The sequence below is a fragment of the Paenibacillus sp. FSL P2-0121 genome (assembly GCF_037975345.1).
Classification (GTDB): Bacteria; Bacillota; Bacilli; order Paenibacillales; family Paenibacillaceae; genus Paenibacillus_AQ; species Paenibacillus_AQ odorifer.
In genome coordinates, this window is sequence record NZ_CP150245.1 from 104,843 (window position 1) to 119,219 (window position 14,377).

The 14,377-nt window shown below is 43.6% G+C and carries 16 protein-coding genes and 2 riboswitches; of the genes, 5 read left to right on the forward strand and 11 right to left on the reverse strand.

The window, feature by feature from the left end:
* Window positions 1–69: 69 nt before the first annotated feature.
* Both MKY54_RS00490 and tadA read right to left on the reverse strand, forming a co-directional pair.
* On the reverse strand, window positions 70–639 hold the full coding sequence (locus MKY54_RS00490) for a GNAT family protein (RefSeq protein WP_076187218.1): 570 nt from the start codon (window positions 637–639) through the stop codon (window positions 70–72).
* Complete coding sequence (gene tadA, locus MKY54_RS00495; RefSeq protein WP_076130386.1) at window positions 640–1,161, reverse strand: tRNA adenosine(34) deaminase TadA; 522 nt, start codon at window positions 1,159–1,161, stop codon at window positions 640–642.
* 304 nt (window positions 1,162–1,465) lie between these two features.
* Here tadA and MKY54_RS00500 point away from each other — a divergent pair, with 304 nt between their 5' ends.
* Window positions 1,466–3,793: a sensor histidine kinase gene (locus tag MKY54_RS00500; RefSeq protein WP_076280415.1), complete on the forward strand. Its 2,328-nt coding sequence runs from the start codon at window positions 1,466–1,468 to the stop codon at window positions 3,791–3,793.
* Window positions 3,783–4,484, forward strand: coding sequence for a 23S rRNA pseudouridine(2604) synthase RluF (rluF, locus tag MKY54_RS00505; RefSeq protein ID WP_036679985.1), 702 nt, complete (start codon window positions 3,783–3,785; stop codon window positions 4,482–4,484). The genes MKY54_RS00500 and rluF overlap by 11 nt, the downstream gene beginning before the upstream one ends.
* 113 nt (window positions 4,485–4,597) lie before the next feature.
* Here the strand turns inward: rluF and motB are convergent, their stop codons facing one another.
* Together motB and motA are read right to left on the reverse strand one after the other, a co-directional pair.
* Window positions 4,598–5,413, reverse strand: coding sequence for a flagellar motor protein MotB (gene motB / locus MKY54_RS00510; RefSeq protein ID WP_076130384.1), 816 nt, complete (start codon window positions 5,411–5,413; stop codon window positions 4,598–4,600).
* Window positions 5,397–6,197, reverse strand: a complete 801-nt coding sequence (motA, locus tag MKY54_RS00515) for a flagellar motor stator protein MotA (protein WP_036679967.1) — start codon at window positions 6,195–6,197, stop codon at window positions 5,397–5,399. Before motA ends, motB begins: the two co-directional genes overlap by 17 nt.
* Window positions 6,198–6,403: 206 nt before the next feature.
* Between motA and MKY54_RS00520 the strand changes: the two genes are divergently transcribed.
* Both MKY54_RS00520 and MKY54_RS00525 read left to right on the forward strand, forming a co-directional pair.
* Window positions 6,404–6,697 (forward strand): hypothetical protein, encoded by a 294-nt coding sequence (locus MKY54_RS00520; RefSeq protein ID WP_036679966.1) that lies wholly within the window; start codon window positions 6,404–6,406, stop codon window positions 6,695–6,697.
* Between the two features lie 228 nt (window positions 6,698–6,925).
* Window positions 6,926–7,213 carry a 4a-hydroxytetrahydrobiopterin dehydratase gene (locus MKY54_RS00525; RefSeq protein WP_076130383.1) on the forward strand — a complete coding sequence of 96 codons (288 nt, stop codon included), beginning with the start codon at window positions 6,926–6,928 and terminating at the stop codon, window positions 7,211–7,213.
* 81 nt (window positions 7,214–7,294) lie between these two features.
* On the opposite strand, the gene MKY54_RS00530 is transcribed toward MKY54_RS00525, so the two are convergent.
* From MKY54_RS00530 to MKY54_RS00555, 6 genes are all read right to left on the reverse strand, one after another.
* The gene (locus tag MKY54_RS00530; RefSeq protein ID WP_036679962.1) at window positions 7,295–7,651 is read right to left on the reverse strand and encodes a cytochrome c; all 357 of its coding nucleotides are present in this window, start codon (window positions 7,649–7,651) and stop codon (window positions 7,295–7,297) included.
* Window positions 7,652–7,778: 127 nt separating this feature from the next.
* On the reverse strand, window positions 7,779–8,264 hold the full coding sequence (locus MKY54_RS00535) for a GNAT family N-acetyltransferase (protein WP_076130382.1): 486 nt from the start codon (window positions 8,262–8,264) through the stop codon (window positions 7,779–7,781).
* A gap of 189 nt (window positions 8,265–8,453) precedes the next feature.
* Window positions 8,454–8,906, reverse strand: a complete 453-nt coding sequence (locus tag MKY54_RS00540) for a C40 family peptidase (protein ID WP_232061490.1) — start codon at window positions 8,904–8,906, stop codon at window positions 8,454–8,456.
* Between the two features lie 44 nt (window positions 8,907–8,950).
* A riboswitch (cyclic di-AMP (ydaO/yuaA leader) is annotated at window positions 8,951–9,093 on the reverse strand.
* A gap of 362 nt (window positions 9,094–9,455) precedes the next feature.
* Window positions 9,456–9,884 carry a C40 family peptidase gene (locus tag MKY54_RS00545; protein WP_076130394.1) on the reverse strand — a complete coding sequence of 143 codons (429 nt, stop codon included), beginning with the start codon at window positions 9,882–9,884 and terminating at the stop codon, window positions 9,456–9,458.
* A 57-nt stretch (window positions 9,885–9,941) separates the two neighbouring features.
* A riboswitch (cyclic di-AMP (ydaO/yuaA leader) is annotated at window positions 9,942–10,080 on the reverse strand.
* 218 nt (window positions 10,081–10,298) lie between these two features.
* Window positions 10,299–11,129, reverse strand: coding sequence for a hypothetical protein (locus tag MKY54_RS00550; protein ID WP_076130393.1), 831 nt, complete (start codon window positions 11,127–11,129; stop codon window positions 10,299–10,301).
* A gap of 11 nt (window positions 11,130–11,140) precedes the next feature.
* Window positions 11,141–13,147: a M1 family metallopeptidase gene (locus tag MKY54_RS00555; RefSeq protein ID WP_339189082.1), complete on the reverse strand. Its 2,007-nt coding sequence runs from the start codon at window positions 13,145–13,147 to the stop codon at window positions 11,141–11,143.
* 103 nt (window positions 13,148–13,250) lie between these two features.
* Between MKY54_RS00555 and MKY54_RS00560 the strand changes: the two genes are divergently transcribed.
* Window positions 13,251–13,757 carry a YwhD family protein gene (locus MKY54_RS00560; protein ID WP_036679953.1) on the forward strand — a complete coding sequence of 169 codons (507 nt, stop codon included), beginning with the start codon at window positions 13,251–13,253 and terminating at the stop codon, window positions 13,755–13,757.
* Between the two features lie 79 nt (window positions 13,758–13,836).
* On the opposite strand, the gene MKY54_RS00565 is transcribed toward MKY54_RS00560, so the two are convergent.
* The gene (locus MKY54_RS00565) at window positions 13,837–14,310 is read right to left on the reverse strand and encodes an AbrB/MazE/SpoVT family DNA-binding domain-containing protein (RefSeq protein WP_038568063.1); all 474 of its coding nucleotides are present in this window, start codon (window positions 14,308–14,310) and stop codon (window positions 13,837–13,839) included.
* Window positions 14,311–14,377: the final 67 nt, after the last annotated feature.

Genomic DNA, 14,377 nt, shown 5'->3' on the forward strand with positions numbered 1-14,377 from the left:
ATATTATACGCCCATGCGGGTCTTTTTTTAGGAAAAAAGTAGCGCTGATTCCTGCGACAATGCAGAATCCTATTTCTGTTCCTCTGTCAGCACATCTTCAGTTAAGATTGCGTAGGTTTGGTGATCCTGCCACTGTCCATTTATTTTAAGATACTGACGGGCAACCCCTTCAGGTTTAAACCCACTCTTCTCCAGGACTCTTCGGGAAGCTTCATTATGCAATAAAATAGCTGCCTGAACTCTATGTAGACCTAAGGCTCGGAAAGCATAGCCAAGGACTAATCCGACCGCTGCTGTCATATAACCTTGTCCTTGCATCCGATGATCCATTAAATATCCTAAATCAGCATATTGTGCTACACCTCGTGAGACGTTGGACAATGTGATCTGACCGATTAGCTGTCCATCCAGCAGATAAATGCCGAACATATAAGCTCTGTCCTGTAGGGCGTCCTCAATACGCTGATTGATGATCTGTTGCTGACTCTCCAGGGTAAAGAAGTGCTCATCACGTTTTGGCTCAAACGGTTCGTGGGTTACCCGGTTATTTAAACGAAGCTCCAGCAGGCTCTGTGCATCCTTAAGCTCAAGTGGAGAAATATAGATCCCTTGAGAGGTATGATATAGAGTAAGGGTCATTTAGGAGTCCTCCTTTTGTTTAATTGGCTTTTTACGTAAACGGCGAAAGAAGGAGGTGAGTAGATCTGCACATTCTTCTTGTAAAACATCCTGTATTACCTCAGTTCTATGATTAAATCGCGGCTCTTCAAGCAAGTTCATGAGGGTCCCGGCACATCCAGCTTTAGGGTCAGGCGTTCCATATACCGTGAGAGGCACTCTGGACTGCACTATTGCTCCTGCACACATCGGACAAGGTTCTAGGGTGACGTACAGCTGGCAATCCAGCAGACGCCAAGAATTCATGACATTGCTGGCCTCGCGAATGGCTACCATCTCTGCATGGGCTGTCGAATCCATTGTCGTTTCTCGTAAATTGTATCCACGTCCTATAATTTCACCATGTCGAACAATGACAGCGCCAATAGGAACCTCACCTAATGCCTCAGCTTTACGTGCTTCTGCGATCGCCTGCCTCATCCAATATTCATGAACCGCTTGTATATCTTCTGGCGATTCATTGGCTTTAATATTCAAGATCATCTTCCCTTCTTCTGTAACCATTATACAACGAACAAATATTCGTTCTTAACAAAATGTGCATAACTCTGTGGATAACAGCCTACTTATACACATTTTTGTACACACCGGACTTTAATAATTTGTTTATATGTGCATAAGATGTGGATGGTTTCTTATATATTGTAGAGAAACACCTTTTGAATTTCAATATTTGGTGAATTAATAGGCTTGTTTTAAATGTCCTTTTCAAATGAGGGGGCAAAAGGTATGATGTTTATTATAGGCTCCGCAAGGATTTACCAGTGGATAAGAGGTGAATAACAGTTTGTCCATAAAGACAAAACTATCTGCTATTATTTTTGGAGCGGTACTGCTAATTTTAGCATTGAATCTGACATTTAACCTTTATGCCGCTCAGAATAATCTAAGAAATGAAAACGTAAATAATATGCAGATCACCGCTATGCAAATGGCTGTTTCTGTAGAACAAAGTAACTATAGCTCTAACTATGTAGAATATCAAATCGCGCATAACTTAAGAATGGCTGCCATCTTTGCCTCTAAGGAATTGGGTCCGGATTATAAGAATATAACCAACGCTCAACTTAAGGCCCTAACTTCCAAGTTGGGCGTGTCTAATATTTCAATTCTGGTAAAGACTGATAATGATATCGTGGTGACAAGGGCATCAAATCCGATTGATATTGGAATGTCCACTCAAGGTTGGGGGTACTGGTACCTTGCCCTTTTGGAGTTATTTGATAATCAGGAAGTCACTGTGGGGCAAGGTCAGTCATTGGATCATTTTTGGTCAGGCCCATTTGAATATTCAACCTACAATCCCGATTTCATTGAGAAGTGGGGTTATTATCATGATGAAGCAAGCAACTACATCATTAATCCTGTTATTCTCAATACTGCGGCAAGTGAATATATCGAAATCACCAACCCCGATCAAATTGTAGAGCGAACCAAAGAAGTTAATCCAGGGATTTTAGAGCTTACAGGATTTAATCCAACAACATTTGGTTTAGCAAGTATGGCGGGTGATGGAAGCGATGCATTTAAAAAGAAACTTGGCAACCGCCCAATTAAGTTCGGTACCTATACTTATGGTAATGTGGAGCAAGATAAAGCAGCTATTCTATTAGCTCAGCAGAAGCAGAAGCCAGTTACACTGGAGACGAAGGTACATGGGAAAAGAGTGCTCAAAAGCTTCATTCCTATTCAGAATCCTAAAATGGAGCCTTACGTAATCGGTGTAGTTTTGGATTATTCTGTGATTTCATCCGTAGTTCATGAACAATTAGCCAATTATTTGACTACGTCTCTGTTATTGCTAGCATTATTTTTGCTATGTAGTTACATACTTTCAGGTTTTATTACTCGTCCAATTCAGGCTATACTTGCCAAAGTCAATGACGTAGCGCGAGGTAAGTTCGAACCTCCATTAAAGGTAACCTCTCGTGATGAGTTAGGTCAATTAGCCTTGCGGATTAACGCTATGACTTCTCATCTTATGCAACGCACCAATCGTCTTAAGCAGACGCTGGAAGAGAACCGGGCGGTTAAGGAGCATTTGGAATCCGTAATTAACGGTACGTCGGATGCGATTCATACGTTGGATATGGAGGGACGAATCACTAGCACTAACAGAGCCTTTGAGGAGCTGTACGGATGGAGTGCAACAGAAGTGATAGGCAATATGCCATATCTTGTACCCGCGACAGCGCTTAAGCAAGAGGAAGAGCGGCTTGACGCGTTAAGAAATGGTGCAGTTCTGCCGCCGATCGAGACAGTGAGACTTAAACGGGACGGATCATTAGTTGAAGTTAGCGTTAGTACCTCGATAATTCGAGATGAAGAGGGTTATCCCCATTCCTTTATTCACGTTTCTCGTGATATGACGGAACGCAATCGAATGGAGGAGCTGCTTAGACGCTCTGAGAAACTAACTACAGTCGGCCAATTGGCCGCAGGAGTAGCTCATGAGATTCGTAACCCTCTTACCACGTTAAAAGGATTTCTACAGCTTCAACAGGAGAAGGAGCTCTTGGTTCCGCTTCATGTAGAGCTGATGTTATCCGAGCTGGAGCGGATTAATCTTATCGTCAGTGAATTTTTAATCCTGGCTAAGCCGCAAGCCGTTCATTTTCAGGAGAAAGATCTTCGCTACATATTAGGTGATGTAGTTTCTCTATTGGATAGTCAGGCTCATCTACATGATATTCAATTTAGTACGAAATTCTCTGAACAACCTGCTACTGTACATTGTGAAGAGAACCAGCTGAAGCAGGTATTTATTAATATTGTTAAAAATGCAATTGAGGCTATGCCTGAGGGTGGCGTCATTTCAATGGAACTGTGGAACTCTGTGGATTGCGTCTTTATTGTAATCAAAGATCAGGGTGAAGGGATTCCAGAGGACGTGCTGCCTAAGCTGGGTGAACCGTTCTTCACGAATAAGGAATCGGGGACTGGGCTTGGGTTAATGATTAGCCAGCGTATTATTCAGGCTCATAAGGGTCATTTGGAAATACAAAGTGAAGTTGGCCGGGGGACAACCGTTATGATTAAGCTGCCTGCAGCTGGAGGGGTTACACCTTGGCTTAACATTAAGGATGAACGGAGTGAAGAACAACGTGAGAATTAATAAATTCATCAGTGAGACAGGATACTGTTCACGCCGAGAAGCAGACAAGCTTGTGGATGCCGGCAGAGTTACGATCAACGGAGAGCCTGCTGTGCTGGGCAGTCAGGCTGTTCCGGGCGATGATGTGCGAATAGATGGTATAGCGCTTGAAACCTCAAGCCAGACGGTCTACATTGCTCTAAACAAGCCGGTTGGGATTACATCAACCACAGAACAGCATATCAAGGGGAATATTGTCGATTTTGTAGGTCATCATGAGCGTATATTCCCGATTGGTCGTCTCGATAAGGATTCGGAAGGATTAATCTTGCTTACTAATGATGGTGATATCGTTAATAAAATTTTGCGGGCGGAAGGCCGGCATGAAAAAGAATATGTGGTTACCGTGGACAGACCCATTACGCCTTCATTTATTACCGGCATGTCGAGCGGTGTGAAAATATTAGGTGAGAAGACGCTGCCCTGTGAGGTCACGCGTATTACGGAGCGTGTCTTCCGTATTATTTTGACAGAGGGCAAAAATCGCCAGATTCGTCGTATGTGCAGCGCTTTTGGCTATGAGGTGCGAAAGCTGCAACGCATTCGGATTATGAATATTCGCCTGGGGGCATTGCAAACGGGAGAATGGCGGGAGCTGTCTGCTGATGAGAAGAAAGAGCTTGGAGCTACGCTGAACTACGAGTTACTGTAGGAATGTTATTACAATGTTACAGGTCCATATAGAATGTAGTACTCGCAACAAAAAAAGAGCTGTCCGGGGTCTAAGACCTTTGGACAGCTCTTTTTATTACCTTACGAAATCACTTATTCAGCAGAGGGAACAATCCCTGTAAACTCTTTGGATTCTTGATATTTGCGAATAATGGAAACCTCTACCCGGCGATTCTTGCTTCGGCCGGTAGCTGTGTCATTATCCGAAATAGGATGATACTCGCCGTATCCAATCGCACTAAATTTGCGCGGATTTAGATTCGTGTTCTGCAGCAAAATCTTCATGAACTGAAGTGCCCGATCCGCACTCAGATCCCAGTTGGATGAATAGTTGCTATTGGAAATCGGAATATCGTCGGTGTGCCCTTGCACTACTACATCATAATCCGGGAATTGCTGCAGCATCGTTGAGATGGATTTAGCTAATTGCCGCGAATCATCCTTAACAATGGCTTGGCCAGAGGCGAACAATGCGTTATCACTGATCGTAATCATTAGCTGAGATTGATTAAGCTTCGTACTGAGCAGATCAGTTAGGCCGTTGCTCTTAATATATTGATCGAATTGTTTCTTAAGCTTCTCTAAATCCTCTTGTTCCTTTTGTCGTAGCTTTGCCATTTCTGCTTCTTCAGCTTTCTTGGAAGTAGAGCTACCCATCTTATCATTTTTCCCTAGATCTTCTTGAGTTTTACTAGGCATTGCTGCCCGCTCTTCAAGAATACCTGTACCGCCATTAAGTGCGGAACTGAAGGCTTGACTCATCTCTTCAAATTTCTTGGCATCCGTTGCGCTCATAGAATACATAACGATGAACAGAGCCACCAGAAGAGTCATGAGGTCGGAATAAGGTAACAGCCACGATTCATCGGCATGTTCTTCATGCTCTTCGTGTCTAGTCTTTTTGCTCACCTGATCCACCGTCCTTCTCATTTAACTTAACGCGTTGCGAAGGTGTTAGGAATACAGCAAGCTTCTGATTGATGGCAATAGTAGATACACCGGACTGTATGGACAAAAGACCTTCGACCATCATCATTCGAACTTCGATTTCTTGTTTGGAGAGACGTTTCAGTTTATTAGCAATAGGATGCCATAATACGTAACCTGTAAAGATACCAAGCAAAGTGGCGATGAAGGCAGCCCCGATTGCCGCAGCCAATTTGTTCATATCACTCATATCAGCCAGAGCGGCGATGAGGCCGATAACCGCCCCGAGCACCCCAAGGGTAGGAGCATACATACCTGCCTGTGAGAAGATGAGCGCTCCTGCTTTATGTCTATCCTCTGTGGCGTGGATATCCTCCATGAGGACATCGCGGACAAAATCCTGATCATTTCCATCAATGATCATCCGCATGCCATTCCTGAGGAAGTTATCTTCTATTTCATCGACCTTTGATTCTAGAGCCAACAGACCTTCACGCCGTGTGATAGAAGCCCATTCCATAAACATAGTGATTAATTCGGGTTTACTGATTAATTTCTTTTTGATAAAGATCATTTTGAACAGACTTGGAATCTTTTTGACCTCGTTGAAAGGAAAGGCCATGAAAATAGACGCTGCCGTACCCACCAAGATAATAACGTAAGCAGCAGGTGTGGCCAAAGCATGAAGTGGAGCGTGCTTGAGGATCATGCCCCAGATTACAGCAACCAAACCAAAAATTAAACCAATTATTGTTGAAATTTCCATTTTGCACCTCGTCCGTGAGATTTAAGATGTGTTCCGACAATGCCGCGTATATCATCCTTGAAACAGCGGCAGGGCACTCTGTGCGAAACCGAATTAACGTATATTCTTATTTATCGACATCATTCGGTTTTTTGTGAAGTCATTTTTTCGGCTATAATGGATAAGGTAAGTAATTATTCATCTGTGAAGAAAACGGAGTGATATACGTGGGTGTAAAGCATGGTAGAGATTACGGTGAAATTCTAACAGATTTGACCGAAGCCGTCGGACGAATTTCCGATGGATATTTATTTTTTGAGATGGATCCGGACGAGTGGCAGGAACTACCCCAAGAATCAAAGCTGGAGGTATGGGAAGCATTGGCTGAGGATCTTTTCTTCGCGTTGGGTAATGAACCTATGATTGAAGTGGGGAGCGGTGTAATTATTTACGATAAGGACACGCATCGCATTAATATTTTAGTTGGCGAAGAGGATTTGGCTTCAGTGGTTTTGATTTAGGCAGAGGAGACGTCTGGACGTAATTTGCCCGTAGTTAGTAGCCCGTGTTAAAATTGATAAAGCCGAGTTATAATCGCTGGGATTTGTGAATACATTAAATCGAAAATATCGCCTTTATCCTGGCACATCCCTTGGACCTCAGAAGCTAAGGGATGTTTTGTTTAACGCCTAAGTCATGTAAAGGGAACTGCGCACTTTACTGCAATTTTTTGTAAGGGAGGAAACGAATTGTTATTTACGGAAGAGGAACTGCGTGAGGAGATCACCAAGCTGGAGGGGTGGAAGCTGGATAATAATGTTATGGTGCGAAAATATATGTTCAGCCAATATATGAAGGGCATTGCGTTCGTTGATGAAGTAGCCACGATTTCAGAAGCCTTCGATCATCATCCACATATTACGATTGATTATAAAACAGTTACCCTGCGACTTGAATCTAATGAAGAAGATGGGATTACGGCTCTAGATCTTCGAGCGGCGCATGAATTTAATGAAGCCTTTGAAAAAAATCATTAGTTTAGCCAAAATCATAAAATAAACGCCCGTGCATAGATAGTCACCTATCTCATACACGGGCGTTTTTAGTTGCTTGATGGGTTACTTTTTCTCTGAGAGCCAGAGTGCGACGTTGGCGATCTCTTCAGGGGCTAGCTTCTCCTTAAAGGAAGGCATTTGACCACGTCCTTTGGTGACGATGCTGTAGATTTCCTCAGCGTCATGCTGGCCGCCTTCATTCTGAAGACTTGGTCCAACTCCACCTTGAAGCTGATCGCCGTGACAGGTGATACAGCTGGCTTTCACGGTTGCTTCTGCCTTTGCTGCGTCCAGTTGAACTACCGGCATCGTGGGCTTATTTTCTTCCGCTACCTCTTCTTTACCCGGAAGTGTAAACATGAGTACTACCGCAAAGGCACAGGCGGCAAAAAACAAACCGCTCATGATCCATTTCTGCATCCCAATTCGTCCCTTCTATGTAAGCTGCTCCCTACATTATAGCTTATGGTGAAGCGTTATCATAGGGTTTGTGACAAAAAAATGAACGTGAATACAATCATTCTTATGAAATATATGGTATTTAATATCATTTGTCATAGACCATGCAATAAAAAGGTTTGTCTCCTGTAGGTGTGCGGCGTTCATACGTATCTGTAATCGTAAATCCACATTTTTGATAAGTTCGGATGGCGCGTTGGTTCCAGGTCAGGACTTCCAGATCTATCTCACGATCAGGATAACGATTCAAGGCTGTCTGGACGATTGCATCTACGAATAGTTTGCCTAAACCATGGCCGCATAGATCGGGGCGCATCCCAACTCCTAAACGAACGACTCCTTCCATCGGGAACAACTGTGCGAATCCGCACAAAACCTCTTGTTCATTTAATATGGAGATATATTGTTCCTCCCGGAGCTGCGGATCACCAAACTCGATGCCAAGAGCCTGCATCTGCTCCCACGGCATCCAGCCATAAATATTATATGGAGGCGTATAGCTCCACTTACAAATAGCTTTTCCGTGAATTGCCTCCATAGGAACTACATGAAAAGTTACCGACGGATTTATCATAAAGTCAACGATCTCCTTTCACGAGGACATTGCTATATTACTAATTATATACAAAATGGGGGAGGTTCGACTCAGAAACTTTATATGAGAGGAATGTTTTACAAATTATGAGAGGGGTAAATAAGTAATAAGACAAAAAAACAAGCTCTCCTCCAAGAGTTACCTTGGAAAAGAGCCTATGTACGTTACTTATTGAACATCATCATTGTCTTCCGATTCAGCAGCAACCGATTGGTAAGCGTCTGTGCTCATAATGCGCTTAGCACCAACGTAGCGTTTCACGTAGTAGCTATCACTCAGAGAGCTAATCGTAACACCGCGTGAGGTAGAAGCGTGTGCGAACTTACCTTCACCGACATAAATGCCGACATGGGAGACACCTTTGCCACTTGTATTGAAGAATACAAGATCTCCGGCTCTTATATCATCACGGGAGATTGCTGTGCCCATTTGATATTGGGAACCTGATTGGTGTGGAAGGTTAATGCCAATCTTATCAAACACATACATTGTAAATCCGGAGCAATCAAATCCGTTAGTGGATATACCGCCGGATACGTATTTAGTACCGATGGCCTTGTCAATCACTTTATCCATTTTGGAATCTGCGAAAGCGCTTCCTGCTCCGATGGTGAGGATGATGGAAAAGCTTAGTACTGCTGCTGCTAACTTCTTCTTCAAAAGTGTATACCCCTTCCAAATGCCTACGAGGTTAGCTTAAGGGTTCGGTTGAAGGTCCCCTATGACCCCTCTATATAATGGAGGTCAATTCACCCAAAGTTGGTTCCCCCGTTTTCCTAATAGTTAGGAAACTCGGCTCATACTGTTGATTAGGATTAGCTTGTAATCAATACATGACAAAACCTTTGTAAATAACAACTTAATGATTACAAAAATGTTACTAAAATCTCACTGCGCTAATTGTAACAAACAGAAAGCCGCTTGGCAATCGTTTTTAACATATTAATGCAGAAAAATTGGCATTTTTACGGTAGAAAGGCATATGTAAGCGTTAATAATGACCTAATTTTTAATATAATTGCAATTTTTATCAAATAAACGTGTTTCAATTGGGCTCTATTAGTGTAAAAATATATTATGGAAAAAAGAAAAACCCGAATTTGATTACGGGAATAATCAGATTCAGGTTCATACAGTTGTAATTATGAGGTTATAGTTGTGAGGAAGGTTTCAATCGAAGGCTACAGCTTGATAAGCTGAAGTACTCATTACTCTTTTAGCGCCAACATAACGATTGGCCCAGTAGGCCTGACTGAGTGAAGTGATGGTCACTCCACGCGAAGAGGACGATTGTGCGAATTTTCCGTTTCCAACATAAATGCCGACATGGGATACTCCATTGCCAAGTGTGTTAAAGAACACTAGATCACCAGAACGCAGATTGCTTTTGGATACAGCAGTTCCAACGCTATATTGAGCTTTTGATGTACGAGGTAAAGTAAGACCCACATTCTTGAATACATATTTTGTAAATCCAGAGCAATCAAATCCGGCAGTGCTTGTACCTCCGGTTTTATAGGCAACTCCAATAGTCTTTGAGATTACAGTGTCCATCTTAGAGTCGGCAAAGGCGCTTCCTCCACCAATAGATAATGCCATTACAAGTCCTAGCGCCGCAGCGACGCATTTTTTTCTTAAATTATGTCTTTTCAAAAGATGTACTCCTTCCAAGGCCTGCGAGGTTAGCTTAAGGGTTCGGTAGAAGATTCCCTATGATCCCTGTAAAGCGAGATCAATTCACCCAAAATATGGTTCCCCCACTTCCCGGTGCAAAGGAATTAGGCGTGTTAAGCACCAAGAGAATGACGTTTCGACAGTTACACTTACGATAAATACATTTAGTTATGTAGGAATCGTTTCAATTGATTACAAAATTGTTACTAATAGCACAGGACTTATTGTAACAGAGCTTTTATGATTTTGCAAATACTCTTAAGTTATCCGTAATGAGAAAAAGTCCCAGCTCCTGAATACAGGAATTGGGACCTTTTTATTATGTCAAATAAGGTTAATTTATTGTGGAAATGCTTTGCTACACCATAGATGATATTGTGCAGAGATTCCCCACATTTTTAAGAGCGTAGAAGGTAGTGGTGAGATTTGCCGTATTATAAGTGCCGGCAGGCCGGGACAGAACAGACCCGTCAGTCCGCACACTAGCAGTAAGAGCAAGCCTCCCGCACCAAGTACAATGGAAACACCTATAGCAGGAATCAGTGACCGCAAGCAGATGAACAGTGAGGAGAACATTCCTGTACCGCCGGTGTAACCAAACTGCATATATAGAAGAAACAGGCGCACGATAAAAATATATATAAGCCATGCCAATACGTATGGTACTAAATGAAGTAACAAAGTGTAGTTAAACAAAGAGGATAAGAACAGCCCGTACATTTTTGGAGCAAGCCAGTAAAGCGGCAGCAGGGTCAGCACCCATTCGATTAGGCTAAAGACTAAGACAGGTAGTCCATAGATCTTCATGCCGGGGAAAAAGAACAGCCCGCGCTCGCCCTTTCGCTCCTGGTGCAGCTCATGCAGCAATCCTGCCCTTATGAAAGGAGAAAGCAGAAGTCGCAAGACAACAAGTCCTAGAAGCATCCATAACCAAGTGCGTATCGCAGGGTCAGTATTCAAGCTGAACTGTCCCTCGATATAATACAACAGTCTGCCCATACCGCTGCCGCCGGCGTCTTTATCTGGATAGCGCAGTAGAATTGGAATAATAGCAGATCGGATGAAACCATACATAAAGTAGCCCCAGAGCAGTCGGTAGATGAAGAGCAGAATTAAAATATAAAATTGCTCCTTCATGCTTTGCCAGCCGCGGGTTATCGATGTTCTCACAATCATTCACCTCACCAGACAAGAGTTCCGAGCACGGTTTCAAGTAGTTTAGTTACACTTAACGTCCAGCGAGAGAGCGTCTTGGGCTCTATTTCCGCCAGCCTAAAGTTGTTTAAATGTTTGCTCTCCAATAAGATGGAATGCTCAGGGTCAATCTCAGCAGAGAGAAGAGGCTTATCGCTTAACAATTGAAACGTAGTCTCTGCTCCTTCACCGTTCCAGACCCGCTGCACCGAAGAGCTGTCGGCGAATGTGAATTTCACGGGAACATCAACGTAATGGCTCCCTTTATTTGAAATCTTCACTAATGATTCGTAGCTTTGAGCATCGCCGCTGTTATTTTTTTTAAAAGTAATCGTATCTACTGAGAAGTCAGGCGCACCATCACCATAAATGTAATCATCGAAATAGGCCTGCCATGATTTTTTGGTTACCTTCTCAACGACTTTCTGAAAATCTGACGTAGCGGGATGCTGGAAACGGAACTTACGAGCGTAGGAGGACATGATGTTGTTCATTGCTTTGGTACCTATCTGGCGTTCGATATCTTTAAGTACAAGCTTGCCGCGGATATAAACATTTCGGCTATAGGAATCCGCCCCTGCATATTTCCACGTTTCCAGATTTAACGGCTCAGGTATAGTCACCAGGCTGGCCTGTAAAGGCAAATTAGACTTGATACCGTATTCTTGTTCCATAAGTCTGTCTTCGGCATAGGAAGTAAAGCTTTCATCCAGCCAAGCCTCTTCGAATTCATTACTGGCTACCATACCGTAGAAGTATTGATGGCCGATCTCATGAATGACGGTTCTTTCAAGTGAGGTATCTGGAGAAGAATCTGCGGCCCCAAAGGCTGTAATAAGTGTAGGATATTCCATTCCTCCAGCGCCGTTTCCCTCCTTAGGTGGGACGATAATAGACAGCGTAGAGTAGGGATAAGGGCCATACCATTTGCTGAAGTAGGTCAGGGCAGCCTTGGCAGCTTGAAGGTAACGCTCTTGTAAGTCTTTGTGCAGTGGGTCGAGATACACCTTAATTCGTACTCCAGGCACTTCCGGCGTAGAGAAAGCCTCCTCTGCTACTGTAAAATCAGGGGATGCAGCCCAAGCGAAGTCGTGGACATCATCGGCGTAGAACTGATATATTTTTTGATCTTGTTTGAGCTTGGCATTTTTTACAGGAAATCCGGTCGCAGCCACCGTATAGTTGGAAGGAACGGCAATCGTTACATTAAAGATGCCAAAATCACTGTAAAACTCAGAGGTCCCGTGATACTGATGCAGGTCCCAGCCTTCTTCTTTAACTCCGCGTGTGCCCTTAGGCTCGTATACACTAAGCTTAGGGAACCATTGCCCAGCCATAACGAAGTTACCTGAAGCACCCATGCGAGCAAAGATTTTGGGCAGCTGGACTTCATACTGAAGCTTAAGTGTTACACTTTCCCCACCATTAACAGGCTGAGGAAGATGTACCTTTAGAAGCGTCTTATCGTTGATATTGCCGTCATCAGGTTGAACATATTGCACTCTTTGCATTAGCGAAGTTCCCTCTGTCGTGCGCAGATCGGTCAGCGTCATATTTCCGAAGCCGTTCTCAGGCATGCTGTCGCCTCTGAGCGTCCCCCCGGATTCCTTCATAAAGGTGGTATCTGATGAGGCGAATGCATTTGGATACATGTGAAAATATAAATCACTTACTGGCTTTACTCCGGGGTGTGTCCAGGTTACTGTCTCAGAAGCTTTTAAGGTTTCTGTGTCAGGAACAAGCTGGACATCAATGTGATACTCGACTACCCGCTGGCTTAAAGCCTCCTCTGCCGGGACGGGTGCGCTCTCAGGCAATACCTGCTGTGGTACGGCAGCAGGCGCTGTGCCGCTGGAGGACTTGGCCTCTTTTGAAGCAAAGCTAGTAACAGAAGCTGTTGAGCTATCCCCTGAAAAGGCCCATATTCCTCCTCCCAGCAGCGCGAGGATGGCCAGGGTCGCAAAGATGATGTACTTTAATGACAGTGACTTCATAGTGTGATTCCTCCCGTGACAAGCATCTACGGGATGTATATGTTTGCAATCGCCGCATTATTAGCTAAAATTAAATTATTCGTAAGAGGAAGGGTGTGCACTCGTGGACAACATACAACCGGAGGGCAAGAAACAGATTGCCTTAAATATTGTGAACGCTAAAAGTAAACATAAAGGCTTTGGAGCAGGCTCTATAGATCTCAACAACGTTTCACCTGTCATTATTGATGGTGATGTGGCGGTTATTGATATCGGTGCCATGCATGCCAAGAGCAAGGTGGAAAAAGGAATTAAATTTTCCATGAATCGTGAAGATGTACCGAATGGAAGACAGGTTTGGGTGGTATGGGTAGCGGTAGACCGTACATTGGAAGCTCAATTTTATGGTGGAATCACAGCCTGTGAAATGTGGATTGATACAGAAGCGCGCCGCGGATGGAAAATTCTTGCCGAGCATGTCAATAAGCTGGATGCAGCTCTTAAACGCAAGATCGATGTGGCAGGGCTTGGAGCCATTGAGAAGTCGGCGCTCAAATCCCTTCTGATCTCTCATAATGAAGCATGGTGGAATGCATCCTCAGATGAGCTTAAAGCTGCACTGACTGAATAGTATAGGAGCCTCCAGAAGGGTTATCCGATATAGAAAAAGCTTCGACCTCCGGAAATAGGAGCGTCGAAGCTTTTTTAATTTATGATTTGCTTGTGCTGCTAAGCTTGCGTTTGAGCTGACTCACTCTGGCTTGGCTAATCCCGAGGATTTCTGCAAGTTCTTTTTGGTTGGCATAGGGATGATCTTCAATAGCTTGTTCCAGACGTTGGCACATTTCCTCTGTCTTCGACTTTCGGATGCTGGTGTTGTGCTCAGGTGCCTCAACAACAAAATCCTCACGTGACTCTGGCAATTGAGACATGCGTTCAGGATCGACAATTTCTTTTAGACAGCTGCTACAAATAAACTGCTCTTTATAGTAGGTGACATGGTCGTGGCTTCTGCAAAATGTACACTCTGTCGAGGTGTACTTCCTAAGGACGATGATTTTTTCGTCTAAAACAAAAAATTCGATAGGATCACCAATGTCGATATTACGCGTCATACGGATTTCTGCGGGAACCACAATTCTCCCAAGACTGTCTAAACTCCGGATCATGCCTGTATCCTTCATCCCATGTCCCTCATTTACATCATTATATTTTGGTTTCTAATAACTATTATAGCAGTAATTGAGAGTT